This window comes from Ruegeria sp. BHSC029 (assembly GCF_059613085.1).
Genome location: NZ_JBXWRU010000005.1, coordinates 69,453 through 96,223, shown reverse-complemented (window position 1 = coordinate 96,223; position 26,771 = coordinate 69,453). Strand labels below are relative to the sequence as shown.

Annotated in this window: 25 protein-coding genes, 1 tRNA gene and 4 pseudogenes; 20 read left to right on the top strand and 10 right to left on the bottom strand. The window is 57.1% G+C overall.

The features are described 5' to 3' along the window. The first annotated feature begins 85 nt into the window (after window positions 1–85). The 7 genes and pseudogenes from wrbA (at window position 86) to AC2FML_RS13495 (ending at window position 6,220) form a co-directional block, all read left to right on the top strand. Window positions 86–709, top strand: a complete 624-nt coding sequence (gene wrbA / locus AC2FML_RS13525; protein WP_496783557.1) for an NAD(P)H:quinone oxidoreductase — start codon at window positions 86–88, stop codon at window positions 707–709. Next, a complete protein-coding gene (locus tag AC2FML_RS13520) occupies window positions 709–1,347 on the top strand; it encodes a DsbA family oxidoreductase (RefSeq protein WP_496783555.1) in 639 nt (212 codons plus the stop codon). Before wrbA ends, AC2FML_RS13520 begins: the two co-directional genes overlap by 1 nt. A 177-nt stretch (window positions 1,348–1,524) precedes the next feature. Continuing rightward, a complete protein-coding gene (locus AC2FML_RS13515; protein ID WP_496783554.1) occupies window positions 1,525–2,424 on the top strand; it encodes an EamA family transporter in 900 nt (299 codons plus the stop codon). 175 nt (window positions 2,425–2,599) lie between these two features. Next, window positions 2,600–3,052, top strand: a complete 453-nt coding sequence (locus AC2FML_RS13510) for a hypothetical protein (RefSeq protein ID WP_496783552.1) — start codon at window positions 2,600–2,602, stop codon at window positions 3,050–3,052. Window positions 3,053–3,314: 262 nt separating this feature from the next. Then, window positions 3,315–3,563 (top strand): annotated as a pseudogene (locus AC2FML_RS13505) (integrase core domain-containing protein); the annotation flags it as partial. A 352-nt stretch (window positions 3,564–3,915) separates the two neighbouring features. Next, a complete protein-coding gene (locus AC2FML_RS13500) occupies window positions 3,916–5,316 on the top strand; it encodes a hypothetical protein (RefSeq protein ID WP_496783551.1) in 1,401 nt (466 codons plus the stop codon). 118 nt (window positions 5,317–5,434) lie between these two features. Beyond that, entirely contained in the window at window positions 5,435–6,220 is a 786-nt protein-coding gene (locus tag AC2FML_RS13495; protein WP_496783549.1) for a hypothetical protein, read from the top strand. 390 nt (window positions 6,221–6,610) lie between these two features. Here AC2FML_RS13495 and AC2FML_RS13490 read toward each other — a convergent pair whose 3' ends face one another. Beyond that, window positions 6,611–7,825 carry a hypothetical protein gene (locus AC2FML_RS13490; RefSeq protein WP_496783547.1) on the bottom strand — a complete coding sequence of 405 codons (1,215 nt, stop codon included), beginning with the start codon at window positions 7,823–7,825 and terminating at the stop codon, window positions 6,611–6,613. Window positions 7,826–8,473: 648 nt separating this feature from the next. Here AC2FML_RS13490 and AC2FML_RS13485 point away from each other — a divergent pair. Continuing rightward, window positions 8,474–8,920, top strand: a complete 447-nt coding sequence (locus tag AC2FML_RS13485) for a hypothetical protein (protein ID WP_496783546.1) — start codon at window positions 8,474–8,476, stop codon at window positions 8,918–8,920. Between the two features lie 258 nt (window positions 8,921–9,178). Here the strand turns inward: AC2FML_RS13485 and AC2FML_RS13480 are convergent. Next, window positions 9,179–9,778: pseudogene (locus tag AC2FML_RS13480) on the bottom strand (IS66 family transposase); the annotation flags it as partial. Between the two features lie 721 nt (window positions 9,779–10,499). Between AC2FML_RS13480 and AC2FML_RS13475 the strand changes: the two are divergent. From AC2FML_RS13475 to AC2FML_RS13460, 4 genes and pseudogenes are all read left to right on the top strand, one after another. Continuing rightward, window positions 10,500–11,201 carry a hypothetical protein gene (locus tag AC2FML_RS13475; protein WP_496783545.1) on the top strand — a complete coding sequence of 234 codons (702 nt, stop codon included), beginning with the start codon at window positions 10,500–10,502 and terminating at the stop codon, window positions 11,199–11,201. Window positions 11,202–11,344: 143 nt separating this feature from the next. After that, window positions 11,345–11,480 (top strand): annotated as a pseudogene (locus AC2FML_RS13470) (IS3 family transposase); the annotation flags it as partial. 133 nt (window positions 11,481–11,613) lie between these two features. Further along, a pseudogene (locus tag AC2FML_RS13465) lies at window positions 11,614–11,748 on the top strand (excisionase family DNA-binding protein); the annotation flags it as partial. A gap of 17 nt (window positions 11,749–11,765) precedes the next feature. Beyond that, window positions 11,766–12,749: a tyrosine-type recombinase/integrase gene (locus tag AC2FML_RS13460; RefSeq protein ID WP_496783544.1), complete on the top strand. Its 984-nt coding sequence runs from the start codon at window positions 11,766–11,768 to the stop codon at window positions 12,747–12,749. 71 nt (window positions 12,750–12,820) lie between these two features. On the opposite strand, the gene AC2FML_RS13455 is transcribed toward AC2FML_RS13460, so the two are convergent. Both AC2FML_RS13455 and AC2FML_RS13450 read right to left on the bottom strand, forming a co-directional pair. After that, window positions 12,821–12,897: transfer RNA gene (locus tag AC2FML_RS13455), tRNA-Pro, on the bottom strand. A gap of 105 nt (window positions 12,898–13,002) precedes the next feature. After that, window positions 13,003–14,115 (bottom strand): THUMP domain-containing class I SAM-dependent RNA methyltransferase, encoded by a 1,113-nt coding sequence (locus tag AC2FML_RS13450; RefSeq protein WP_496783543.1) that lies wholly within the window; start codon window positions 14,113–14,115, stop codon window positions 13,003–13,005. Between the two features lie 298 nt (window positions 14,116–14,413). Between AC2FML_RS13450 and AC2FML_RS13445 the strand changes: the two genes are divergently transcribed. From AC2FML_RS13445 to nqrF, 6 genes are read left to right on the top strand one after another with little or no spacing between them, the layout of a single operon-like run. Beyond that, window positions 14,414–15,757: a Na(+)-translocating NADH-quinone reductase subunit A gene (locus AC2FML_RS13445; RefSeq protein ID WP_480637977.1), complete on the top strand. Its 1,344-nt coding sequence runs from the start codon at window positions 14,414–14,416 to the stop codon at window positions 15,755–15,757. 5 nt (window positions 15,758–15,762) lie between these two features. After that, window positions 15,763–16,971 (top strand): NADH:ubiquinone reductase (Na(+)-transporting) subunit B, encoded by a 1,209-nt coding sequence (locus tag AC2FML_RS13440; RefSeq protein ID WP_170391488.1) that lies wholly within the window; start codon window positions 15,763–15,765, stop codon window positions 16,969–16,971. Further along, on the top strand, window positions 16,964–17,779 hold the full coding sequence (locus AC2FML_RS13435) for a Na(+)-translocating NADH-quinone reductase subunit C (protein ID WP_170359420.1): 816 nt from the start codon (window positions 16,964–16,966) through the stop codon (window positions 17,777–17,779). Before AC2FML_RS13440 ends, AC2FML_RS13435 begins: the two co-directional genes overlap by 8 nt. After that, the gene (locus AC2FML_RS13430; protein WP_170341437.1) at window positions 17,779–18,432 is read left to right on the top strand and encodes an NADH:ubiquinone reductase (Na(+)-transporting) subunit D; all 654 of its coding nucleotides are present in this window, start codon (window positions 17,779–17,781) and stop codon (window positions 18,430–18,432) included. Before AC2FML_RS13435 ends, AC2FML_RS13430 begins: the two co-directional genes overlap by 1 nt. Beyond that, the gene (gene nqrE / locus AC2FML_RS13425; protein ID WP_050603817.1) at window positions 18,432–19,040 is read left to right on the top strand and encodes an NADH:ubiquinone reductase (Na(+)-transporting) subunit E; all 609 of its coding nucleotides are present in this window, start codon (window positions 18,432–18,434) and stop codon (window positions 19,038–19,040) included. The genes AC2FML_RS13430 and nqrE overlap by 1 nt, the downstream gene beginning before the upstream one ends. Before the next feature lie 12 nt (window positions 19,041–19,052). Continuing rightward, window positions 19,053–20,273, top strand: coding sequence for an NADH:ubiquinone reductase (Na(+)-transporting) subunit F (gene nqrF / locus AC2FML_RS13420; RefSeq protein WP_170341483.1), 1,221 nt, complete (start codon window positions 19,053–19,055; stop codon window positions 20,271–20,273). Window positions 20,274–20,737: 464 nt separating this feature from the next. Here the strand turns inward: nqrF and tviB are convergent, their stop codons facing one another. The 6 genes from tviB to AC2FML_RS13390 all read right to left on the bottom strand — a co-directional run bounded on the left by tviB (window position 20,738) and on the right by AC2FML_RS13390 (window position 24,941). Further along, complete coding sequence (gene tviB, locus AC2FML_RS13415) at window positions 20,738–22,021, bottom strand: Vi polysaccharide biosynthesis UDP-N-acetylglucosamine C-6 dehydrogenase TviB (protein WP_170341460.1); 1,284 nt, start codon at window positions 22,019–22,021, stop codon at window positions 20,738–20,740. Window positions 22,022–22,043: 22 nt separating this feature from the next. After that, complete coding sequence (locus AC2FML_RS13410) at window positions 22,044–23,057, bottom strand: GDP-mannose 4,6-dehydratase (RefSeq protein ID WP_170341462.1); 1,014 nt, start codon at window positions 23,055–23,057, stop codon at window positions 22,044–22,046. A gap of 113 nt (window positions 23,058–23,170) precedes the next feature. Further along, window positions 23,171–23,599, bottom strand: a complete 429-nt coding sequence (locus tag AC2FML_RS13405; RefSeq protein WP_496783541.1) for a hypothetical protein — start codon at window positions 23,597–23,599, stop codon at window positions 23,171–23,173. Beyond that, window positions 23,581–23,946 (bottom strand): hypothetical protein, encoded by a 366-nt coding sequence (locus AC2FML_RS13400; protein WP_170444528.1) that lies wholly within the window; start codon window positions 23,944–23,946, stop codon window positions 23,581–23,583. Before AC2FML_RS13400 ends, AC2FML_RS13405 begins: the two co-directional genes overlap by 19 nt. A gap of 294 nt (window positions 23,947–24,240) precedes the next feature. Then, window positions 24,241–24,660: a YjbF family lipoprotein gene (locus AC2FML_RS13395; RefSeq protein WP_496783540.1), complete on the bottom strand. Its 420-nt coding sequence runs from the start codon at window positions 24,658–24,660 to the stop codon at window positions 24,241–24,243. After that, window positions 24,585–24,941 (bottom strand): hypothetical protein, encoded by a 357-nt coding sequence (locus tag AC2FML_RS13390; protein WP_496783539.1) that lies wholly within the window; start codon window positions 24,939–24,941, stop codon window positions 24,585–24,587. Before AC2FML_RS13390 ends, AC2FML_RS13395 begins: the two co-directional genes overlap by 76 nt. A 158-nt stretch (window positions 24,942–25,099) precedes the next feature. Between AC2FML_RS13390 and AC2FML_RS13385 the strand changes: the two genes are divergently transcribed. Both AC2FML_RS13385 and AC2FML_RS13380 read left to right on the top strand, forming a co-directional pair. After that, window positions 25,100–25,927: a metallophosphoesterase family protein gene (locus tag AC2FML_RS13385; RefSeq protein WP_496783538.1), complete on the top strand. Its 828-nt coding sequence runs from the start codon at window positions 25,100–25,102 to the stop codon at window positions 25,925–25,927. Between the two features lie 89 nt (window positions 25,928–26,016). Further along, complete coding sequence (locus AC2FML_RS13380) at window positions 26,017–26,520, top strand: sugar transferase (RefSeq protein ID WP_480696881.1); 504 nt, start codon at window positions 26,017–26,019, stop codon at window positions 26,518–26,520. Window positions 26,521–26,771: the final 251 nt, after the last annotated feature.

Here is a 26,771-nt window from a genome sequence, read left to right as displayed (position 1 = left end):
ATGAAATCAAACCAGACCGCTTACTCCGTGGTCGGGTATTTCCCATTCTCTCTGGCAAGCAATCGTCACGCCTGAGAGGTTCAAAATGACACGCATTCTCGTTCTTTACTATTCCAGCTACGGTCATGTCCGCGCCCTTGCAGAGGCTGAGGCGGAAGGCGCACGCAGCGTCGCCGGCACACATGTCGATCTGCGTCGCGTTCCGGAAACCGTCCCTGAAGAAATTCGCCAAAAAGCAGGGTTCACAGACGACAGAACCCCTGTGGCAAGCCCTGCCGACCTAGAGCACTACGACGCCATCATCTTTGGCACACCAACCCTGTTCGGCATGATGGCGGGTCAGATGAAATCCTTTCTCGATCAAGCCGGCAGCCTTTGGGCGCGCAATGCATTGGTTGGCAAGGTCGCGGCGGTTTTTGCCTCCACCGGCTCGCAGCATGGCGGGCACGAGGCGACGCTGCTAACCACGCAAATCCCGCTCCAGCACTTTGGAATGCTGATCGTAGGCATGCCTTATACCTATGTTGGCCAAACCACGGCTGACGAAATCATCGGCGGCGCGCCCTACGGCGCTGGCACCATCGCTGGCGCGGATGGCTCGCGCAGTCCGACAGAGAAGGATCTCGCCGGTGCGCGGTTTCAGGGCAAACATGTTGCGCGGATCGCAGCGCGGCTGGCCGGGGCGAACCTTCATGAGGAGGCCGCGTGATGGCGACCCTCACTGTAGAGTTCTACCACGATGTCGTGTGCTGCTGGTGTTTCAACATTTCCTCGCGGCTGCGCGTGCTTGCCACCGAGTTCGATTTGAAGGTCGTGCATAGAACTTTTGTCCTGCAGGCAAGTCGCGCAGAAATGGCAGCCCGGTGGGGCACACCGGATCAGGCCCGTGAGACCATCCTTGGCCATTGGTCGGTTTGCCGACAGGTCAGCGACCGGCCCGAATTGGTCGACATCGATGCGATGCGCACGGCCAAATTCGACTATCCGCATGGACTGACCGCAGCCATCGGCTGCAAGGCAGCGGAACGCCTGGGCGGACAACCTGCCCATTGGGATATGTTCGACCGCCTCCAATTGGCCCATCTCAGCGCGGCGCGCAACGTCGCGGACGCCGAGGTTGTGTTTAGCGTCGCAGACGAACTGGGTCACGACGCGCGCTTGTTCGCCGAAGTGTTCCGGGACCCAGCAACGGTCCGGGCGGTCGAGCAAGACCGGCACCGCGCGCGCGCTCTGCAAGTTCACTCTGTTCCAACCCTCATCATACGAGAAACCGGCACTCGTCTGGTCAATGGGCCAACCGATGACCTTGCCACGCAGTTGCGAACTGCCATGCGCCTGGTCGCCTGAAAGGAGAACGCCATGAAACGCATCATTCGACGGGTTTTCAAACCCATCCAACCGCCACGCCATGTGCGTTGCGATCTGCCACCTAAACTGCGTCGCGACATGGGGCTTCCACCGTGTCCGCAACGTCCCCGCTTGAAGATCCACACTCTGTGGTGATTGAGAATCTGGAGCTCTGCCATGTCCCGCACAACCGACATCTTTCTGACCGCACTGGCGCCCGCCGTTTGGGGCAGCACCTACCTGGTTACGACCGAGGCTTTGCCGGGCGGCTACCCGATCACCTTGGCGGCTTTGCGCGCGCTACCGGCCGGGATGCTTCTTCTGGCGCTGACACGCTGTCTGCCTCATCGCGCCTGGCTGGGTAGGGTCTTTTTGCTGGGCGCCTTCAATTTTTCAGTGTTTTGGGTGCTGCTGTTCATTGCAGCCTATCGCCTTCCAGGCGGCGTTGCGGCGACCTTGGGTGCTCTTCAGGCAATGATGGTTATTTTCATGGCGCATGGTTGGCTCGGCACTCCCATCCGGATCGCGGCAGTTGGGGCAGCGGCAACCGGTGTGCTGGGAGTGGCCCTACTGCTTGTCACACCGGAGGCCGCGTTGGACCCTGTCGGTGTTGCGGCCGGTCTTGGCGGAGCCGCGTCGATGGCGGCGGGAACCGTTCTCAGCCGCAAATGGCAACCACCAGTCTCAGCATTGAGCTTCACCGCCTGGCAATTGACGGCAGGTGGTTTGATACTGGTGCCATTGGCACTGATTTGCGAGCCGCCCCTGCCAACGCTGTCTGTCACAAACGTTGTGGGACTGACTTGGCTAGGACTCGTTGGCGCAGCCGCAACCTATGCCCTTTGGTTCCGAGGCGTGGCGCGAATTGAACCTGGAGCTGTGGCCATGTTGGGCATGATGAGCCCTGTAACAGCTGTGGCCCTCGGCTGGATCTGGCTCGACCAATCATTGTCGCTTGTTCAACTCATGGGTGCCTTGATCATCATTGGCTCCGTCTTGGCGGGCCAGAGGGCTAATCGGGTCCTCCCCGAGCGACTTCCCGCAGTGAAGAGTAAGCTGTCCAACGTCTCAGCTTGAATATTGCCGGGAAAGAGACTTCTCAGCCGGCTTCAAATTTTTTGGGCAATTCCGCAGTTCGACGACGCGCTCGCTATAGACACATTTGTGATCAGGAACTTATGCGGAGAGCAGAGCGTGAACACCCGGACGTGTTTCACACTCAAAATGGCCAAGCCATTTCCATTACAAGCGCATGCGGAATGAGTTGCGGCGCAGGCTATGTGAATTTCAGTTTGACTACTTCGTGACTCTTGCGAGCAACCACAAGCCGCTGGGCTATCCGCGTATGCGTGAGCTTTTGAAACAGTGGGACGCTCGTGTGAATAGGGAGATCAATGGACCCCGCTGGACGAAGCGTCCGGACGAACGTTTGTTATGGTTCGCATTTCCGGAAAAGCTCGACGTGAATCCGCACTGGCACCTGATCGTTCAGGTTGACCCCCATGTCGAAACCCAGACCCGTGCCGATCGGACGCTGCAACTGCCGCAGATTGCAGAAAAACACTGGATGCAATTGCTTCCACAGGGGTCCTTCGACTGCCAAGGTGTTAAAGATTATGCAATTATCGAGTATATTACCAAGGTGAGCGAAAGAGAGGATCTGTTCCGGAGATTTATGGTATCCAGAGAGTTTCTGAAGAATTAGGCGACTGCTTCGGGCCCGTTTGCGACGCTATGGGTGCCAAGCGACTTTCTATACATCCTCAGCTCCAAGCGGCCCATCTCCGGCCGTAATTGTTTTCTATTGCGTAGAGGGAAGCTCTAACCGTAGCACACTCATCCTAAGAAAAATGACCTGGCTGAGCGCCGACCGAAGGGAGGTGCTCCTCGGACTGAGTGAGGCCGAAGGCCGAACGAGGGAGAACTCCTTCTCATAAAACACAGGTGGCACAATCCCGGACTTGGGAGCAGTCACACGGATACATGCGCTCTACGTCGGATCAAACACTCCCAGACTTTACTGCGAAAGCTTCAACGCAAGGTTCCGTGACGAGTTCCTCAACGGCGAAATTTTCTACAGCCTCCGCGAGGCCCAAATCCTGATCGAAAAATGGAGGAAACACTACAACACAAAAAGACCACACAGTGCTTTGGGCTACCGCCCACCGGCACCGGAAACCATCGTCCAGATGGACCCGAGGCCGGTCATGCACTAACAATCAACTTGGACCACTCAGGTGGGGCTGACCACTTTGTCCCGTTGCTGCCTAAGTTCCTCCAAAAGTCCAAGGGCTTCAGAAAAGGCAGTGATACGGGACGCCTGATGACATTCAGAGACACATCCAAAAGAAGAGTATTATCAGATATGCACTGACCGGAGACCAGACAGTATCAATAGCTATATTGCTGACCACGCAATTGGCTGGCTGGTGGGATAACTAGATCAAAAAATGTTTGAGCCTGGCCAGCGAACTAAAAAAGCTGCATTTAGATAGTTTTTCATTGACTAAACATGGATCTAGACGCCTATCTGACACCGACGCGCGACTATTTTTTGGATTTCGAGCAATGGGTGATTTCGAGGATGTCTTTGGCGCCGGCGCTGACATCGAGGCGGTAATCGACGGTATCAGCGCGATGGAAAACCGCCGCGATATTAATATTGAAGATATATTGGTAGAACACCAACTCTGGTTTCCAAATTTTGCCGCGGCGGAGATTTGGGAGAGGGCTCATCCTGGGACGGCTTTCAAACGCCGACCGCATCTAGGAGGCTTCGAAGTTGTTTTGACAGATTGGAACAGCCGTGCACATTATTGGCAGAGCTCGAGTGAACCTTATTCATCGACGACTTCGGGAGCCAGCTTTGAACCAGTTGAACTCGTCTACGCTACAGGGCTGCAAGACAGAGTAGTCTCGTATGGTCCATTCTGCGTTTCTCTCGCGGCAGAGACAACAAGCATGCTAGTTGGTCTTCTAGATCGCTTGCGACACGAGGTTCCTGTAGCACGAAGAACCAAGAGTCCGATTGTTCTCTCAAAGAAACAACTCCGGCAGTTTTTCCGCGGGATGCCGGAAAGCGTTTCCTTTGATTTAGATCTAGGGCTGGGTTCGGTGGCAATCTTTTGTGCGGATCATTGCCTCCTAGTTGGCCGCAGACTTCCAAGAGACGAAGTAGCAATCTGGCCGTGGATTCTAGAGATAAATTGTGGTGGGGCTAAGATTGATGCCGGAGGGAAGGCTGCCTGTATCCTTTGCAAACATCACGACTGCGATGACGGATACAATATCCCGCGTAATACTCATTTCGACTTTGAAGCGTTCGACTTCGAACACAGCGCTCCGGCAGAGCATCATCATTTCATCGCCTCCAAACTTTATGCAGGAAAGATCACTCGAACAGACTTGGCACGCTGTGTTCATGACTGGGTCGCTCTCTTGTCGCCACTTGATGCAAAGATGGATGCAACCCGGCGCGCGCCCTCGAATTTAATAGCAACAAAGAAAGAGACTTTTGCTGGCGCCAAAGACTTGCAAAGGATCTGCGACGCGCTGGCATGTGTAATTTCCATTCGGGAAAAGATCGAATCTGGAGTGACCGTCCAGATCCACAGTTCGACAGATCTCCGGAGTCTGCCTCAAGTGGAACCAAGCGTCTTGACGTTTTCCTGGAAAGAAGGCCTCGGCCTCTTTTTCAATAGAAAGGATATCAAATCAGATATCCCGGACATTTCGGGGCTCGATCTGACAGTAGCCTTTCCCAAGTGGCGCGACGTCGTAGATCTGATCCCGATGGAGCGACGCCCATCGACTGTCAGTTGGGGGAAGGAGGTCATTTCTAGTGGGCATTTTTTGGGAGGGAACTTGACTGCCCAACAAAAAATTGCGGCCGAGCATCTATCCCAAACGCTACGCGAAAGTGATATTCAGCCCGTCATACACGATTTTTTGGCGACATGCTCGAGTTGACATACTTCCAGCAGAAGTGACCTGCCCCCCGCAAAATCCCTCAGCATGATGTAGAGTCTGCGCCAACTCTGAAGGAGCAGACGACCTGACCACGTCCGACTGTTTTTTTGTGCCGGTTATGGTCACCACGCTACCCGGGTTTCAGATCGATGCCGTCGAAGAGCAAATCGCCGAAGCACTTGGGCATGCGGCTGAGTTGGCGGATCCGGATATCCTTGAGTTTGCGCTCTCCATGGGCGTCCTGCGCGGTGGACTTGAAGTGGCGCAAGGCAAGATTCCCGTCAGCGACTTGCCTGCCTGGCTGCTACTGGACGGAGCTTCTCGCGGCATGCTGAGCCTGGTGGGGGCGAAAGCGGGAGGCTGGCTCGGACTTGTGGTCGTAGGCCCGGCAGGAGCGCTTGTTCTGGGTCCGGCAATTGGTTGCGCGGCGTTGATGGGGAACAGTGGCATCAAGACTGCGGCGCAGAAGATACTGATGAGGGAGTGGCTGCGCGAGCTGCTTGAGCATGGAGCCGACTTGCACGGTGCCATCAAGGTGGCGCTTGAAAGACGTATTCATCACCTTTCTCACCGCTCGACCAAGTTTGGATCGACGGCACCAAATCAAAGTCAAATCACCAGATGGATGATAGCCCGCTCTCAAGATGATCTCATCGCCGTGTTGGAGGATCATGCGCAGCTAGGCAGCAGGCCGGCGGAAGAGGCTCACTGCATCGAGCTCCTTTTCAAGGCCCCCGATCTTGCCCCGACGGACGCCGCCGTTCTGCAAGCGGCAAGCGGACTAAGAAGGCATTTTGCCAAGAAGCCCGGGTTGCAGGAGCTGCTCGTAGACAGACAGTTGGAAGGAGTCGGCGATTTCTTTGGTAGGCATGTGCGACGTCGACTAGGATTCCGTTCCGAGTAGCAGAAGAGCACCTAGGTCTTGGCTTTGAGTTGGCAGTCGTGGGCACCAGCGCATCCCTTATATCCTGTATCGCCTGCTTATTCTCAAGCGGTCTCAATCTTACACAGGTGTGCAAGAAATTTTGCTCTGTCGTTCGACATTCCCTTAGCGTCAGCGCAATCGATCATTGTCAGACACCAGCTTGGATTTCGCCAGTTGTCAGCTGTGAAACGCTTTCGCAACACGACCTCAACGCGACAGCCAACGTAGCGAACAAAAAAGCTACGCCGTTCAGCCAGTTCCCAAAAGAGGCTTTCCTCTTTCCGACTAGGTGTGTGCTTCGAGGATGCTTAATCTTCGAAGCACACATTATTGGTGGAATTGCGATTCCCTTCTGCCCCAGAGTGGCGATTATGCCACCTTTTTGGATACCCTCATGCCAAGAATCTCTGGATAGCATTCGCGCAAATGCCTAACGGCCCGAAACGCTTTGTCATTCAGAAAGTGCCATTGAGACAGCCCTTGGGGCTGACCCTCTTCGGGAACAGACTTAATGCTAAGCATGTCCAATTCCTGAAGCGCTTCGAAAACTGCTATCGGGAATTGTCTGTCCTTCTTTTCACCTACGATACGCCAAGGTTCTCGGACATACTCAGGGCTGTTGACTAGTATCTCACGCACGTGGTTATCACCGGCAATCGGTGTCCCAATCAGCAACCCCATCCCAAGCGTGCGGCGAGCTCGTGAACTGTCCGTTAGGCGCACAATCTCACTCAAGATCGGCGAGGTTAGCTGTTTTAGCTCCATGCTGCATCTAGAGTCTGCCTCATTCCATGAAGCCGTTTGGACATCCTCTACGATCCACTGCAATGGAGGGGCGCTTTCAATTAGAGGCAACCAAATTGGACAGTTTATCGTTTTATCGTAGATCTTTTGCTCTCCTGCACCATATACGCGGTATCGCCAACCGGCGAAAATAGAAAAAGAAAGATACACGACACCTTGGCGCTCTCGCACGCGGGTCGCAAAAAAGTGGACAATCGCACCGAACTCCGATGTTGGATCGCTTGCTGTGCCTATTGTTTCCGTTACCAACGCATCGGTGTGTTCTACAGCTTTGGCACCCGGGATGAAATCAGTTGCAACGTGTTCAACATTTGGCATGGAATTCGCATTGACTCCAATGCGATAGATGACTTCTTCAATGCCACGTTTTCCAAGTGCGGAATTCATGGGATGGAATTTTGATACGATCCGCCGGAAAAGCTCGTCCCGTTCCTTGTCAGTTTGCGAAAGCCTGAATGGGACGAATCCGGTTCCAATTACAATGTGCTCCGCCAGAGTATATACCAAGTCTGAGTCGATACCCCACTTGTCGGTTTCTTTTTCCGAAAGTTCGCGCAGTCTGTTGGTGAACTTACCACCATCAAAAGTGCCGTAACCATAGAACTTGTCGGCATCAATGCCGACTTTTAGCGCCGCATCTGATTTGTATCCGAACCCGGCAGCTATCGCTTGCGAGATATGACTGCTTTTAAAACCACTGTTTGGTGTTCTGAGTTGATTGCGAAACAAGCTTCGTTTGATGCCTGCGACGGACTCATGCGAGCATGGTAGGATGAACATTACCAATCTCCTAGTAAATCGGGAATTGTTCGTCGATTACACGCACCCGGACAGGAAATGGGATGTGCTCATTTTGATATAAAACCAACTGTTTGAGTCGACGATAGCTCAAGCCGTTTGCGCTCACTCCATCGATATCGTGACGTCAAAGAAGTTGTCAAGGTCAGTGCGGTCAGATCGCTGTTTGCGAAATTTTCAACATTTCGCCCTTCGATCTACGGTTTAGGTATGCGCGCTGCGAAAGCAAAACAATGTAACTTAGCGGGATGGCGTTCGACACTGCCTAAAGGCAGAAGTCCTAGAAAAACCAGCATATGCGAATGGGATGCATTCTGGAGCTATCGTGTATGCGTGACCACAAGTTGGCGCCGGAATTTCTGGCCTTTGATTTCAAGTAGTTTGAGAAGGTTGAGAAGGATCAACAAGAATGACCAAAACCCATTCTGCTCACTCCAGTCACAATGAGGTCGTTGTTGCAGAACACATCTTCTGCAAGCAATGCGCCAACCTCACTGTGATTTAGGCCTTTGTTCGTCTTGGTCGTGCGCCTGGGTTTATGGAACGGTTCTTGCGGCAATCACGTGTTGTTTGACGGGACGTGACAGGGCAGTAGACTGATCAAACCAATTATCAATTGGAGGTTTTGAGATGTTAGGACAGCTTAATTTCAACGATGGCGACAACCCGAGAAACGTGCTTGAAGAATTCATCGAAGATGTCGTTCGATTTCTGAGGATGGTTGCCTTTAACGACGAACCTAACTGGAAACCAATCTTTCGCGAAAGCCTCATAGGTCCAATGCAAGCGGCAACCGAGGGATTGAACTATCACTCGGATCGCGCCCGAAAGCAGATCAGAGTGCTTGGTGAGGATCAGATCCGCGATCACGGACTGTCGGGAAACGAGTTGAGATTCAAGCTCGCAGTGATCAACGACGCCTATGGGGCCAGTGGAGGAATCTGGACCTTTCCTGGGTGGCGACGCCTAATTGAAGCGATTGATGTGCTATTGGAATCCATTTTGGCCGCAACCGGGGCAGGAACAGCGGTGTCTGAGGTCAAGGATTACATCGGTTTAAGCGTGGTTGATGAGTAGGCCAGTCAAGCAGACGGACGGCGAGATCACGTAGATGACAACTAAGGACTTTGCCACCGCGCCAAAGGGTTCGGACCCTCTCAGTGATCGAAAAGCCGAATTTCTGATAGAGGAGTTTCGGACGCTTTGCGGCAAAATTTCGAGACAATCTCGTCGTGCTTCGGTCACTAGTTCGCCAATCGTGGTCCTCCGTTCCCCAAACACAGAAGTGGACCAGTTTAGGTGTAAGCGGCACGCCTTTCACACGTGCGAGGCATTTCCGACATAGCCATCAACTTGCAGCGTGCCAAGGAAACCCCTAAGGATTGCTTTGCGTATTCATCGGCGCGACCGGGTGCATATATGAAGGCCACAGCAGGTGTGTCGTCCCCACTCCAGGGTCGGTCATCGCGGGCCAGTGCCCAGAAATAACCGTTTTGGTTTTCTTGCGACAGGGGTTGGGGACCGGAGCCACCCTCCCACCTATTACCCAGTAGGCGAATGCGAAGCATGCTGCCGAGAGGGCATGAACAGCTTGGTTGACCGCTTCAGATCAGCCATCAGGGCGTCATAGACAGGGCGCAGTTCGAACGCTGTCCGGCCGCTCCATGCTGCCAGAGTCCAGCGGTCCAGATCGATCCCTTACCGGGCGTAGATCTGAGCTTGGCGATGTAGCGGCGTTGGGTCCGCGTATTTTGAGACGATCACATGTGCGATGGTCGCCTCGACGGGCATCCTGTATGGGATCAGATGCGCCCGGGCTGAAGCCTGAACGATACCTCCTTCGCAGGATCGGCAGGCATATTTCGGGCTGCGGGTGGCAATCACCTGAAACTGGGCCGGAACGATATCAAGCCGCCGACTGATATTCTCACCAATGAAATACCCTTCAACTGCCAACCAGCAAACTCTCGCAAGTTGGCGAGGAATGGTTCAGAGTTTCGTTCAAGCCTGCTCGTTGGATCTATGTAGTATCGAAGCCCTAGATAGCCCTCCGATTATTGAAGGGGATCGGTTATGGCTCCGCAGTATCCGGACGGTCCAAACCTCCTCTAGTAATGGTCACATTGAAGCCGAACACGCTACACGCTGAGAGCGCTCAGGGCGCGCCTTTTGACTTTAGTGCTGTCCTGCCTCGAAAACGGCGCTGGACGCTGCCAGAGAGCGCCCTAGCCAGCCGGGTGCTAATCTTAGAAAACGTTAAGAGTTCAGACTGCGTAAACTCACGTCAGAGCAGCGGCAGGTCAGTAGAAATGACGTGGAAAGGTATTCATGCCCAAATGACAGTTAGCAAACGAAACCCGGGCCGCTCGCTCGAGTTCATGCCTCAAAAAGCAGATACAGTCTCTTGGTCCGGAGCAGCGTAGATCTTGAGCAGGAAAGAGGAGCTTTGCCCTACTTTAGATGTATGTATTGAATAAGAGGTATATATATTAGTAGAGAGACGGCTTTGGGAGCTTAAGGGAGAGTGGAGCTTCCGGATATTAAGTAGTTGCAGAGTGGTTTCTTGCAGATCAAGTCCTGTGTAGTTAGTTCCGGCACTGAAACACATTTTTCACATTTGCGTAGGCCTTCACAAATGTGAAAGTGAGGAGCCAGTATGATATTCTACGTTCTGCTAACCTACGGAATTCGACCCACCGGGGCGATCAAAAGTCACCCTGCAGCAAAAGCCCAATTGGCACTGATCAATCGACTTGTATCTCTAGATCCGCAAATCAAACCCAAGGTTGTGTTCGACTATGCTCGTAGCGTTGAGGGCCTTCGTTCACTACCCCAACTTGCGTATGTCCTCGCTAGATTGCAAGGCTTTGATGGCCCAAAAGTGCGACTCGATGATTTGTCTCGGTTGTTTCGCATAGCAGAAATGAGAGACCGAGAACGGCTGCTCAAGGAACTGCAAGTTTATGGCTCGATTCTATTCTCGCTAAAGCACCGGAAAACTCTATCAGAATTCTCAACTAACGAGATTCACAACCTTATCTTGCATGCTGAGAAATCGAAGTCGCCGGCTCAGCAACAACGAGCAGGTGATACAGCCAACGCCCGAGCAGCATCAATAAATTCCAGGAAGAGCAGATCAATCGCGGTTGCAAGACAGCTCCAAGCTTTGAAAAACGAATTGCTTCAGAGAGAAGTCCCGGCGGTAAATCAAAATGTTGCAGACGAAGCCAATGCGCGAGGTATTCGAACCACCAGAGGAGGCAAATGGACAGCTCAGAATGTCGACCGCATGCTCAAGTCATTAGAGCGAGTATCCGTAGAATTCGTTTCGGGTCAGGACCATGCCCGCGACCAGTAGTGCGGCACGAAGCATGCTGGTGCTGCCCGGCATCTGGTCGTAGCGAACCTTGCCTTTGACCTGCCCCCCGCAAAATCCCTCACCATGAAGTAGAGTCTGCCCAACGTATTTAGGAGCAGACGAATGCGGAAGAGCCGTTTTGCAACACCGTCGGGCCGCACCCATCGCTCGGGAACAAAACGCCGGACGCTTGAGCAATCTGAGGGCTCCGCGCCCGGCGCGCTTGCCAAACCCGAAACCGACGACTACCAAAATCAAACCCGCAGACTCTCGTCATGAACGAGGGGCCAGCGGGGGCCGATCAGAATTTCTTTCGTTTAATTTCAATATCTTAAAATTTTTCTCCCAAAACTTTGCGCATCGCAGCTCCTCGTCGCTATAGACAACTCAGCTTGATCGAGGAGAGCAAAAGGTGACACGACCGTATACCCCGGAATCACTTGCGGAGCGTTGGGATTGCAGCGCTGAAACTGTGCGGCAGCTCTGCAAGTCAGGCCGACTGAGTTCGTTTAGAATTGGTCGGCTTTTTCGCATCCCTTCACAGGCAGTAGAGGAATTTGAGCAGTGCAGGAATACACAATCGGCCGCCTCAAAGGTCGCTTCGTCGTTGTCTGGTATGAGAAAGATGGAAAAAGACGCCGGTATCGTCTTGATGCGGAAACCCGTGAGGCAGCTGAAGCAGAAGCGCGGGATATCCTCCTCTCCGCAACAGCCCAGAAAAGCCAGTTGACCGTCGAAATGATCTGGCATGCATATAGCGAAACCGTCGTAGGCCGCCCGGTCCATGAAGACATGAAATACACAGGGCGTTCGGTTCTGCCTTGGTTCGGATCTCTTCGCCCTGATCAGATAAGTGCGAATGACTGCCGTGCCTATATTGCGGACCGCAAGAGAGCGGGAATTCAGGATGGAACTATCTGGACCCAACTGGGAAAACTGAGAACATGTTTGAATTGGGCGGAGAAGACAGGGCTGATCGAGCGAGCGCCCTACATAGAACGCCCTAGCAAACCTGCGCCGAAAGAGAGATACTTAACGCGAGACGAGGTCAAGAAGCTGCTTTCAGTTGATTGCGCACCCCACATCAAGCTGGCGATCCGGCTGATGCTGTCGACAGCGGCACGAGTGACTGCCGTCTTGGAACTCACCTGGGACAGAGTAGATTTTTCGCGCCGCCAGATAAATCTTCGCACCGGTGAGGGGCGCAGAAAGGGACGCGCCATAGTGCCCATGACCGACGGTCTCCACTCAGCATTGATAGACGCACAAGAAGCGGCGCTTTCGGAGTATGTGATTGAATGGGCGGGCGGTCCTGTGAAGTCTATCAAGAAAGGGTTCAAGGCGGCTGCGGACGCCTCTGGGCTGCGGAACGTTTCGCCGCATGTTCTTCGGCATACTGCGGCAGTCCATATGGCCGAGGCAGGAATTTCGATGGATGAGATAGCTCAGTATCTCGGCCACACCGATACCAGAATCACGGCGTCGACCTATGCTCGGTTCAGTCCCGAGCATCTGCGGAAGGCTGCCAGAGTTCTGGAGTTCGAATAGCAATGAGGTTCAACGAACCTTGGAGCTCTGTCTTACCAACAAAAAAGGCGCCGCAGGGCGCCTTGTTTTATTGGTCGGAGTGAGAGGATTCGAACCTCCGACCCCTGCCTCCCGAAGACAGTGCTCTACCAGGCTGAGCTACACTCCGACCGTGGCGCGTGATCTATACCCAGTGGATTTGATGCGCAAGAGGGATTCTGTGTGCTTTTTGTCCGAACTAACTCTGCCGCTTGGACCCGCAGGAATTGACGGGTCAGGGCAGGGCCTCGGTTTGATAGAGGCGGATCTTCGTGCCGCCATGATCGACGATCGGACCCGGAGGTAGCAACGGCAGGCGGGTGGCGCGCGCCAGGGACTGGTTGCTGGTGACGATGCCGACACGCCAGCCGGAAAACCTGGACATCATCACCTTGCCAAAGCTGCCATACAGCGACCGCAGGCGTTTTTCGTCGCCGATGCGTGCCCCATACGGTGGGTTGACGATTACCAGGCCCGGCCCGCCCATGGGTGGTTTCAGGTCAGCGACTGCGCGTTTTTGGAATTGCGTCGCGCCGTCCACTCCGGCGCGGCTGGCATTTGCCTGCGCGGCCGCGATCGCCCCGTCATTACGGTCCGAGCCATGGAACACGGTATCTGTCTGCGTTGCGACCCAGTCGGCGCGGAGTTCCGCCCATGCCTTGGGGTCGAATCCGGCAAAGTCCTGAAAGGCAAAGGCTCTGTCGCGGCCGGGCGGCAGGCCCATCGCGATCTGCGCGGCTTCGATCACGAAAGTGCCCGAGCCACACATCGGGTCCAGCACCGGCTCAGATCCGTCAAAGCCGCAACTGCGCAGAAACATCGCCGCCATCGTTTCGCGCATGGGGGCCTTGGCCACCGCTTCCTTGTGACCGCGCTTGTGCAGCGCCTCTCCGGAACTGTCGAGGGAAAATGTGCAGATGTCTTTCTCGATTCGCAGCAGAACACGGACCGTCGCCTCGGACGAGATCGGAGCCCCCAACGTGTCAGAGATCGCGCCTTCAATCCGTTGCCGTGCGGCGCCGGCATGATAGATGCGAGATTTTCGGCTAGTGGCCTCAACCCGAACCGGGACATCGGGTTTCAGAAAATCTCCCCACGGAAACTTTCGTGCCCGCTTGTCCAGCTGAGCCAGATGCACAGCCGGGAACGAACCCACCCGAACCAACACCTTGTTGGCCCCGCGCAACTGGAGATTGGCACGCCAGACCTCGCGCAGGTTGCCACGAACCGTGACACCACCGGGCGCCAGCCGGGCCTCAGCGAATCCGGCCTCCTGCGCTTCGGCGAGGAGGGGAGCCTCCAGACCGGGTGTCGCGACCAGAAAAATCTCAAGATCGGTATTCTCCATTCCGGCTGCTTATATCAGCAGGGCCTTCCGTGCGACACGAAATTTCCTACCAAGTTTTTGGTACTCCGCCCGTGGTTTCGGGTAAAAATAGCTACACGGCGCGCGATTTGGGCGGTAACAGGTTTGCGTTTGGCCGCTTCGCCGCGTAAAGGGGCCGTAATCAGAGAGACGCCCGCGGATTTCGGCCGGTCCTCGTCGTTTTTACGACGGGCTTGACGAAACTCCGCGCTATTCAGTGCCCAAAGCAAAGGGCCCTGTATGACGGGCGCAAGAAAAAGGCTTGGAAGAACGTAGCGACATGCAAACTTTCAAACTGAAAAAGGGGCTGGACCTTCCGATCGAGGGATCGCCTGAACAGGTCATTCAGCCAGGGCCAGCATATTCTTCGGTTGGCGTGCTGGGTGGAGACTATATCGGGCTCAAACCACGGATGCTGGTGCAGGAAGGGGACAACGTCCAGCGCGGCGCGCCGCTGTTCTGCCACAAGGATGCGCCCGAGGCGATGATGGTGGCGCCGCTGACCGGCAAGGTCGTGGCCATCAACCGCGGCGCGCGGCGCGTGTTGCAGAGCGTCGTGATCGAAGTGTCGGACCCCAACGACCCCGGCGTCGATTTCTCAGGCGTGGGCGATGCCGAGACCGCGCAGGGTCTCACCACCAAACTGTGCGCCGCCGGCCTGTGGACCGCGTTCCGCACGCGGCCCTATTCCAAGATGCCGCAGCCGGGCACCGCGCCCGCCGCGATTTTCGTCACCGCCATGGACAGCGAGCCGCTGGCTGCCGATGCCGCGCTGATCATCAATGACGCGGCCGAGGCCTTTGCCGCCGGTCTGGCCGCCGTGGCCAAGCTGACCGAAGGCAAGACCTATCTGTGCCAGAAGGATGGCGACACGATCCCCGGCGCCGATCTGCCGGGCGTCGAGGCTGCGGCCTTCAGCGGCCCCCATCCGGCGGGCCTGGCCGGGACGCATATCCATTTCCTCGAACCCGTGACCGCCGCGAAAACCGTCTGGACCATCGGCTATCAGGACGTGATCGCCATCGGGCGGCTGCTGCAGTCGGGCCATCTGGACCCGAACGTTGTGGTGGCCCTGACCGGCCCTGGCGCGCGTCAGCCGCGTCTGATCCGCACCGTCATGGGGGCCTCGACCGAGGATCTGACCCGCGACGAGATCAATGTCGACGGCGAGGCCCGCGTCATTTCAGGCTCGGTCCTGTCGGGGCGTCACGCCACCGGGCCGTTCGCTTATCTGGGACGCTTCGCGCACCAGATCTGCATCATCCGCGAGGATCACGACCAGATCCCGATGGGCTGGATCCGTCCGATGCCGTCGAAATACGCGGTGCAGCCGGTTCTGGGTTCGGCCTTTGCCAAAAAGCTGTTCGCCTTCACGTCGAACCTGAACGGTGGCCGCCGCGCCATGGTGCCCACCGGTACCTTCGAAGAGCTCATGCCGCAGGATTACCTGCCGACGCAACTGCTGCGGGCGCTGTTGGTGATGGATACCGACACGGCGCAGGCCCTGGGCGCGCTGGAGCTGGATGAAGAGGATTTGGGCCTTGTGGGCTTTGCCTGTCCGGCCAAGTATGAATACGGGCTGGCGCTGCGCGACTGCCTGACCAAGATTGAAAAGGAGGGCTGATCCACATGGGTTTGCGCAGCTTCTTTGACCGGATCGAGCCGAACTTCACCAAGGGCGGCAAGTACGAGAAGTTCTTCCCCATCTACGAGATGGTGGAAAGCTTCATCTACACTCCGAAAACCGTAACATCCGTGGCACCGCACGCGCGGTCCTACGTGGATATGAAGCGGATCATGACCTATGTCGTGATCGCAACCATCCCCTGCATCCTGTGGGGCATGTACAATACCGGGTTCCAGGCCAACTCGGCCATCGCGACGCTGGGCCCGGAGTCGGCAACCGGTTGGCGCATCGCCATCCTGCAGGCCTTGGGCATTTCTCTGGACCCGTCCAGCATCTTTGCCAACGTGATGCACGGGCTGATGTATTTCCTGCCGATCTATATCGTAACACTGGTCGCCGGCGGCACCTTCGAGGTGATCTTTGCCACCGTGCGCGGGCATGAGGTGAATGAGGGCTTTCTTGTCACCTCGATGCTGTACACGTTGATCATGCCGGCCACCGCGCCGCTGTGGCAGGTGGCGCTGGGGATCATCTTTGGCGTCGTCATCGGCAAGGAAGTGTTCGGGGGCACCGGCAAGAACTTCCTCAACCCCGCGCTGGTGGGGCGCGCCTTCCTGTATTTCGCCTATCCCGCATCCATGTCGGGCGACGCGGTCTGGACCCCGGTCGACGGCTTTTCCGGCGCGACCGCGCTGGCCGTTTCGGCCGCTGACGGCTATCAGGCGCTGGCGGCCGAGGGCATCACATGGTGGAACGCCTTCTTCGGCTCGATCCAGGGCAGCTTTGGTGAGACATCGACCCTGGCATGCATGATCGGGCTGGCCTTCCTGCTGATGACCAAGATTGCCAACTACCGCCTGATCGTGGGCTGTCTGGCAGGGACCATCGGCTTTACCCTGCTGCTGAACCTGATCGGGTCGGACACCAACCCGATGTTCGCGATGCCTTGGTACTGGCACGTCGTGCTGGGCGGTTATGCGTTCGGTCTGGCCTTCATGGTGACCGAGCCGGTCTCGGCCAGCCACACCAATATGGGCCGCTATATCTATGGCGCGCTGATCGGGGTCATGGTCGTGATGATCCGGGTGGTGAACCCGGCCTTCCCCGAAGGCATGATGCTGGCCATCCTGTTCGGCAACGTCTTTGCGCCGCTGATCGACCACTTCGTCGTTCAGGCAAACATCAAACGGAGGGCGCGTCGCCATGTCTGATACGCAATCCCCTGAACCCAAAGGCGCCATCGCCCGGTTCCTGGCGGCCTCGCCGGACTCGGTTGGCAAGACGATCTTCATCGCGGTCGCCGTGTGCCTGGTTGCTTCGATGATCGTGTCGGCCGCGGCGGTCAGCCTGCGCCCGGTGCAAGAGGCCAACAAGCTCAAGGACAAGCAGATCAACGTTCTGCAGGTCGCGGGGGTCTATGAGCCGGGCATCGACGTGGCCGAGGCTTTTGCCGCTTTCGAACCGCATGTGCTGGAGCTGGCGACGGGTGAATTCGTCGACGACCAGTTCGACCCGGCCACGTTCGACGACATTGCCGCCGCCAGTGACCCCGAGTTGAGCGAGCCGCTTGCCGACGACCCTGCCGGCATCGGCCGCAAGGCGAAATACCGCGTGATCTACCTGCTGCGCGACGAAAACGGCGCGCTGGACAAGGTGATCCTGCCGGTCCACGGCTATGGGCTGTGGTCTACGCTCTATGGCTTCATCGCGCTCGAAGCGAATGGCAACGACATCTTCGGGCTGCAATTCTATCAGCACGGGGAAACGCCGGGCCTGGGGGCCGAGGTGGACAACCCGCGCTGGAAAGCCCTCTGGAGCGGCAAGAAGCTGCGTGACGATGCGGGTGATCTGCAGATCACGGTCGCCAAAACCATGCCCGCCGCAGGGCCTGACTTCTATATCGATGCGCTGGCTGGCGCGACCCTGACGACGGTCGGCGTCGACAACCTGGTGAAATTCTGGATGGGGGACGCGGGCTATGCTCCGTTCCTGGCCAAGCTGCAAGCAGGAGAGATCTGATGTCACAGACCAAGAAAGATCTGCTGGTCGACCCGCTTGTCGACAACAACCCGATCACGTTGCAGGTGCTGGGCATCTGCTCGGCGCTGGCGGTAACTTCGTCGCTGCAAGTGGCCTTCGTGATGTCGCTGGCGGTGATGTTCGTGACGGCGTTTTCGTCCTTTTTCATCTCATGCCTGCGCAACCAGATCCCAGGCTCGATCCGGATCATCGTGCAGATGGTCATCATCGCGTCTCTGGTGATCCTGGTCGACCAGATCCTCAAGGCCTATGCCTTCGAGATCTCAAAGACGCTGTCGGTCTTCGTGGGCCTCATCATCACCAACTGCATCGTGATGGGTCGAGCCGAGGCCTTTGCCATGAAGAACCCGCCCGTGGCGTCCTTCATCGACGGCTTGGGCAACGGCATGGGTTATGGCCTGATCCTGATGCTGGTCGGCGTCGTCCGCGAGCTGTTCGGCTCGGGCTCTCTGTTCGGGGTGACCATCCTGGAAACCGTGAACAATGGCGGCTGGTACGTGCCCAACGGCTTGCTGCTGCTGCCGCCGTCGGCCTTTTTCATTATCGGCCTGATCATCTGGGCCTTCCGCACGTGGAAGCCGAACCAGGTCGAGGAACGTGAATACAAGATCCAGCAGGTAGAGGCGCACTGATGGAAGGTCTCATCTCACTGGCCGTAAAGGCCATCTTCGTCGAAAACCTCGCGCTCAGCTTTTTCCTGGGCATGTGTACCTTCATCGCCGTGTCGAAAAAAATCTCGACGGCGCTGGGGCTCGGGATCTCGGTCATGGTCGTGCAGGCCATCACCGTTCCCGCCAACAACCTGTTGCTGAACTACCTGCTCAAGCCGGGTGCGCTGGCGTGGGCCGGGTTCCCGGATGTGGACCTGACCTTTCTCGGCCTGATTTCATATATCGGCGTGATCGCGGCGATGGTGCAGATCCTCGAGATGGTTTTGGACAAGTATTTCCCGCCGCTTTACAACGCGCTGGGTATCTTCCTGCCGCTGATCACGGTGAACTGCGCCATCCTGGGCGGCTCGCTGTTCATGGTCGAGCGCGACTACAACTTTGCCGAGGCCGCAACCTATGGCCTGTCCTCCGGCTTTGGTTGGGCGCTGGCGATCACCGCCATGGCGGGCGTGCGCGAAAAACTGAAATATTCCGACATTCCGGACGGACTGCAGGGCCTCGGCATCACCTTCATCACCGCAGGTCTGATGGCGATGGCCTTCATGTCCTTCTCGGGCGTCAAACTGTAAAGGGGCAGGGGCATGGAAACTTTCTCGCTCGGCGTTGTCCTTTTCACCCTGATCGTTCTGGCCCTGGTCGCGCTTATCATGGCGGCCCGGTCTCGGCTGGTTTCATCGGGCAACGTCAACATCACCATCAACGGTGAGAAAACCATCTCGGTTCCTGCCGGCGGCAAGCTGCTGCAGACGCTGGCAGCCGAAAAGCTGTTCGTTCCGTCGGCTTGCGGCGGGGGCGGTACCTGCGCGCAGTGCCGGGTGCGAGTGCTGGAGGGCGGCGGGTCGATCCTGCCAACCGAAGAAAGCCACATCACCAAGCGCGAGGCCACCTGCGGTGACCGCCTGTCGTGCCAGGTGGCCGTCAAGCAGGACATGAAGATCGAAGTTCCCGAAGAGGTCTTTGGCGTCAAGAAATGGGAATGCACCGTCCGGTCGAATGACAACGTTGCGACCTTCATCAAGGAACTGGTGCTGGAACTTCCCGAAGGCGAGGATGTGAATTTCCGCGCGGGCGGGTACATCCAGATCGCCGCCCCGGCGCACAAGGTCGACTACAGCGATTTCGACGTCGCCGAGGAATACCGTGAGGATTGGGACAAGTTCAACCTGTGGCAGTACAAATCCACGGTTACCGAACCGATCGAGCGCGCCTATTCGATGGCCAACTACCCCAACGAAAAAGGCATCATCATGCTCAACGTGCGGATCGCCTCGCCCCCGCCGGGGTCCGAAGGCATTCCGCCCGGGCAGATGTCGTCCTACATCTTCAACCTGAAGCCGGGTGACAAGGTTACGATCTCGGGTCCGTTCGGGGAATTCTTCGCACGCGAGACCGACAAAGAGATGGTGTTCGTCGGTGGTGGCGCAGGTATGGCCCCGATGCGCAGCCACATCTTCGACCAGCTCAAGCGTCTGAACACCAAACGCAAGATCACCTTCTGGTATGGTGCGCGGTCGCGCCGCGAGATGTTCTATGTTGAAGATTTCGACCAGCTGGCCGCCGAGAACGAAAATTTCGAGTGGCACGTTGCTTTGTCCGACCCGCAACCGGGCGACGATTGGGATGGCTACACAGGGTTCATCCACAACGTTCTGTTCGAGGAATACCTCAAGAACCACCCGGCGCCCGAAGACTGCGAATTCTACATGTGCGGTCCGCCAATCATGAACCAGTCGGTCATCAACATGCTGCTGGATCTGGGTGTTGATCGCGAAGACATCATGCTGGACGACTTTGGTGGCTAAGACAAAACCGGCGCAGTCTTGCGCCGGTTTCATTTTGTAACATCAAGACCCAAAACGCTGCGTATTGCCGTCAGTGGGTCAACGCGGTTGTCCCGCATGCAGCGTTCTACCAACGCCAACGTCCGTTCGACACGACGACGATACCCAAGACCCTGTAGCCGGGGAAACCGCCGCCCTTGGCGGCTATCCAAAAATCCCAGCCAGATCACGTATCGCAACAGGAAATAGGCTCCGGCCCTGAGCCCACCCGACGAGAACGTGCTGCATTCCCCATCGCAATCAGCGCGGTGGTCGCTGCGCCATTCAGCGTGGACACAAAAGCAAGGACGCAGAGCACAGCGGACCAAGCACCAGCACGCCAGTCAGAAGACTGAACAGGCCGGCGGCAACCCACAGGGCCTGGGACCTTGCGGACAGTGGTTTCACAGTCAGAAAATGTCTCTCATTTCAGTGTGCTGCGCGGGTCAGAGCCGCAGATCACTGACGCGGCGCGGCAGGCAGGATTTGACGTCGAACAGGACATTCCGGGCCTTTCCGAACGCTCGGATTTCGGCCGGATCCATCGCAAGATATGCGTCATGGGCAACGGCAAGGACGATACCGTCATAGGTGCCGGGCTTGGGCTGCTCCAGCAGGTCGATCCCATACTCGTCACGTGCGGCTTGCGGGTCGGCATGGGGATCGTGAACGTCCACGGTCACGCCGTAGCTCTGCAACTCGTGAACAATGTCCACGACCCGGGTGTTTCGCAGATCAGGGCAGTTTTCCTTGAAGGTCAGCCCCATGACCAGGACCCGGGCGTCCGTCATCTCGATCCGCTCGCGGATCATCCGCTTGACCAACTGGGACACGACATATGCGCCCATTCCATCGTTCAGGCGCCGCCCCGCCAGAATGACCTGAGGATGATGGCCAACGGCCTCGGCCTTGTGGGTCAGGTAGTATGGGTCGACCCCGATGCAATGCCCACCGACAAGGCCGGGGCGGAAGGGCAGGAAATTCCATTTGGTGCCCGCCGCCCGCAGCACCGCATCGGTGTCGATGCCGAGGCGCCCGAAGATCATGGCAAGTTCGTTCACCAGGGCGATATTCAGATCGCGCTGTGTGTTCTCGATCACCTTCGCAGCCTCGGCCACGCGGATGCTTTCGGCCTTGTGCGTCCCCGCCGTGATGATCCGCGCATAAAGCGCGTCCACCAGATCGGCGGCCATAGGCGTCGATCCGGACGTGACCTTGCAGATATCGGCGATGCGATGCGCCTTGTCGCCGGGATTGATCCTTTCGGGACTGTACCCGGCAAAGAAATCCACGTTGAAACGCAAGCCGGATTCCCGCTCCAGGATCGGGACGCAGTCTTCCTCGGTCGCGCCGGGGTAGACGGTTGATTCATAGATGACCAGATCACCAGGCTTCAACACCCGTCCAACCGTTTCTGAGGCGCGCAGCAACGGTGCAAGGTCTGGCTGTTTTTGTGCCGTGATCGGTGTGGGCACCGTTACGATATACGTGTTACAGTCAGCCAGATCGGCGGGGTCAGTGGTAAACCTAAGACCCCCGGCGGCGGACAGCTCGTCTTCGCTGACCTCATGCGTGGCGTCTTTGCCCTGTCGCAACGCGTCGATGCGCGTGGGATTGATGTCAAAGCCCAGAACCGGTCCGATCTTGCCAAAGGCGGCGGCCAGCGGCAGGCCGACATAGCCCAAACCGATCACGGCGATCCGACGGGAATTGGGGTTCGTTTCAAGCATACGTCAGGTCCGGGTCACTATATCATTTGCCGTGGTATTCGCGGAACCATTCGACGAACTGAGCGATTCCATCCTTGAAATCGGTCTGCGGACGATACCCGGTCAGGCGTTGCAGCAGGTCGGTATTGGCCCATGTCGCCGGAACATCACCCATCTGCATGGGCATGTAATTCCGGATCGCCTTCTTGCCCACGGCTTCCTCGATTGCTTCGACGAAATCCATCAGACGCACCTTGTCACCATTCCCGATGTTGACCACACGATAGGGCGCGACCGGCGACAGGCTGTCACCCTCCTCGATATCCCCGGGGCTGTCCGGACGCACGGGGACCGCATCGATCAACAACCGGATCCCGCGCACCAGGTCGTTCACATTGGTGAAGTCGCGATACATTTCGCCGTGATTGTAGATGTCGATCGGGCGCCCATCCAGAATTGCATCGACAAATTTGTACAGGGCCAGGTCTGGACGGCCCCAGGTGCCGTATACGGTGAAGAACCGGAACATGGTCGTGGGCAGATCCCAGAGATGGGCATAGGAATGTCCCATCGCTTCGTTCGCCTTCTTGGTGGCAGAATAGATCGTCAATTGGGTGTCGGCCTTTTCCACCTCGGTAAAGGGCATGTCTTCGTTTGCCCCATAAACCGAAGAGGTAGATGCCATGAGCAGGTGACCGACCTTGTGCTGACGGGCCACCTCCATCACGTTGAACGTACCCACAACGTTTGAATCGATATAGCTGCGCGGGTGTTCAAGGCTGTAACGCACACCCGCCTGGGCGGCGAGGTGAACGATAACCTCGGGCTGGAATTCGTCTGCAACCTGCATGAGGCGTTCGTAGTTTTCCAACAGATCCTCGGTTGCCGAGAAGCCGGGCGTCTGCAAGAGCATCTGATGGCGGCGTTGTTTGAGAGTGACGTCGTAGTAATCCGTCATCCCGTCATAGCCATGGACCTGAAATCCTTCGGACAACAGCAGCTTGGCCAGGTGGAACCCGATGAAGCCCGCAGTGCCCGTAATCAATACCCGTTGCATGAAACCCTCGAACGCAAATCAATAATCCCGACCATCAGGGACCCTTTCGACCCGCCAAGGTCAAGGGGATTATCGGTCGGTGGGGCCTCATATCCGATGCAGGGCGGTGCGCGTCAACCATTTGCCGCGCCCAGCCCCGCATTGACCATCGAGGGCAGGAATTGATCCAGCGCCCGACCCCAGGTCGTGATCCGCTGTTCTTGGATGAAGACAATATCGTTGGGGCGCAGTTCCATACGGGCCGCAATCGACAATGCCGCAGGATTGCGCGCATCCAGGTGCCAGGCAGTGAACACACCGATTTCCTTAGGTTTGGGAGAGGCACGCAATACATAGATTTGCGACGCGTCTGCCGTTCTGATGCTGTAACCGCCTTCGCCGAACAAAGCGTCGGCCAGGCTCAGGTGCTGGCCGTAGGGCAGGGGAACACGAGCGTTCTTGCGGATCTCTCCCCCTAGATAGACATAGTCGCGCTGTTCGGCGCCCAGTTGACTGCGAACCGTGAAATTTTTGCGTGTCTCCGTCAGTTCGGCGCGGCGCAAACCGACCTCTTGCTCAAGTTCGGCCAAGGCGGCCCCCGAGCCTGACGGTTCAGGCTGATGACGTCGATCTGATCGCGATAAAACGCAAGAGCCCGGCCCAGGTCATAGCTGGTATCGGCAAACACGGCGTCCCCGTTCCAAAGGACCAGTTGACGGAACTCCGGTCGGGCCAAATAGTCGCGCAACGGAATCTGATACAAATCCCCACTGCGGTAGATGCGGATCGTACCCAGCTCTCGATCCCGGTTCGTCAGGCGTCCGGCCGCGGCAATCGCCTGACCGAGTGTCAATGAAGCGACGGTCAGCGGCACCACGACCTGCGTCGAGGATAGAGGTCGTACCGTCATCGCGCACAGTGAAGGTATCCCGCTGAGCGCCCGCGCCAGCAAGTTCGGCAACCCGTGCGGGGCGTATGATCACCACCACATCACCCGGTCCCAGGTGACAAGGTGGAGCCTTCACACGCGGAGGCGCGCGCAATTCAAGCGGCTCGGGGGTGAAATCCGGAAAGGCAGGACCATCCGGCAGCGCAACCAATCGAGAGTGGGCCGGCCCGGTGCCTGCGGTTTCATAGAAGGACTGCGGCAGGCTGCGTGGCCGAAAGGATGTCGTCCCGTTTTCCATGAGCACCGTCTGAGCCGTCAAAGGTACTTCTCGCAGGGCGACGCTGTCCAGTTGGTTGGAGATGCGCGAAAGCTGGGTTGGTATTCGCCGTCCAAATAGCTGTGCAGGCGGATATGGCGCGCCGAGCCGTCCCTGGCCAGCATGACGCGTGTTCCACTCACATCCGCCGACATCACGTCCGCGCCCAATCCCCGGCTTGAGACCAAAACTCCATCCAGAAAGGAAAGCGAAACACCGTCCGCTAACTTCCAGGTTTGAACGTCACCGTTGCCACCAAACAGGGCCATCGTTGCGCTGACCGACAATTTGGGCAGCTCGGCCAGCATTGTGGGCTGGCCCTGACGATTCAGCATCGCGCGCGTCAGAATCGAACGCGGGTCATCACCAGCCGGGGTGCAGACCGCCAGACCCAGCACAACGGCGATGATCCTCGCCATCGCCAAAATCGACCCCAATTGGCACGCAGATCGTGCCCGCGCAGCCCTCGGACCGTATCATCCAGACGCTCGCCAGCTTTCATCTGCATTGCAAAAGACCGTCCCGTTTGAACCGTGTGACCCAAAGCCGCTTCCAATTCAGGGATGGCATCGTCGGCGGTGATTTCAAACCGGATCGATGCACCACCCACGTTGCTGAGAAGAATATCCTGGTCCGCGGCCGCATCGTGGCGGTTTTCAACAGACCACTGCGCGGCCGGTTTGTAAGTCATCGAAGGCATGGAAAGCTCCTGTTGTTTGTCGGGGGCCACTCTGATGCCGAGGCCCCTTGCGTTGCGCGCCCGCCTCAATAACCTGTTGTTCACAACTACGGCGGTCGCGTCAGCCGGCCCTGTCCGCCATTGCTGCCTGGGCCACAGCGCGATAGGGAACAGGTCTGATGATAGGATCGTGGATCAGAAAACTCAGGCGGGGCACCGACGAGCCTGAGCAGGAATCGCTGCTGGAGACCCTGGCACCCGATCGGCGGTTCTATGTCGTTGGTGACATTCACGGACGGCTGGACCTGTTGCAGCAACTGCTGACCCGTCTCGATCCGGACATTCCTCTGGTATTTGTTGGGGACTATGTCGACCGTGGAGATTACAGTGCTCAGGTTTTGCATCACCTGCGGCATCTTTCGGAAAACGGCGAGCGTGAAGTGATTTGTCTGCTGGGCAATCATGAAGAGATGCTGCTTCGATTTATCGAGGAACCCAAGCGGACCAGTCGCTTGTGGCTGGGAAACGGTGGGCTTCAGACACTCGCGTCGTTCGGCCTGACGGGAATAACCGAAGCGACACTGGGCGAAGATGCTGTCCAAATCTCGCATCAGTTGCGGTCTGTGATTGGCGACCCGGTTCTGACTTGGCTCGAGAACCGGCCACTGACCTGGTCAAGCGGGAATGTCTCGATCGTCCACGCGGCCCTTGATCCGGCTCTGCCAATCGATGACCAACCGCGCCATGTCTGTTTGTGGGGGCACCCCAATTTCCCGCCCACCGCTCGATTGGATGGCCAATGGGTCGTGCACGGGCATACCATCGTCCCAGATCCAAAAGTCAGTGGGCGGGTGATTTCGATCGATACCGGCGCGTTTGCGACCGGTCGGCTCACGGCGGCAGACATCAGCCCGGGCATCGTCAATTTCGTATCAACCGGCCCCGGCAATGAGGCCTCGGACACCGCCGGTCGGGCATGTTGGCCATGGTCAAATGATGATCTCTAAATACTCTATTAACATTAGCTCGGTATTTACCATTCCGCAGCGAAACTCTCGCTGAGCCTACGCGATATCAGACGCTCAGGGTGGGATGGATGAGCATCGATATTGTTGGTTCCCAGGCAGCTTTTTCCGGTTTTGCCGCGCCGCGCGTAGGTCTGACATTCAGTATCACCAAACGCTTCATGGATGTTGCTGTTTCTCTGGCCCTGTTGCCACTCCTGGCGGTTTGCGCAGTCCTGTTGCTCGTCATGAACCACATTCTAAACCGAGGGCCCTTGTTGTTTTGCCAGATCCGCATGGGCAGAGGAGGAAGAGCGTTTGTCGCCTACAAATTCCGTTCAATGAAGCCTGGTCACGGTAAGATCAGGGGGCCCCTATGGCCCGGTTACCGCGCCCGGCTTGGCGTCCGCCCCGGAATCAGCGGCTATGCCCAGACCGAAGTCGGGCACGCACAAAGTCTTGAAGATATTCGGAAAAATTTTGGACCGACCACTACTACATCAATAATCCGAGCCTTGCACTCGAATTTTGGATTATTTGGCGGACGCTGCAGGCGGTTGCAGAGTTCAAGGGCAATTGACGCCAAGAAACGGTGACAGAACACAAGCACTTGCAAAGGCCTAACACGACCGACGAAAAACCTCATGGCGCGAACAGGCGCGAGAAAACCGTGGACGGTTTGGTTCTGCTGGCCTTTGCCCGGCTGTGATGGCCGGACAGATACACAATCGCCGGCTGCGCGGGTCTCGGTCTTTTGCTGGGATTGGGGATCTCGCCCTTTGCGATAGAACCCCGCTTCCGGTCCGAAACGACGTTGGTTCTGACACGCTCTGCGGGCTATTCCGAC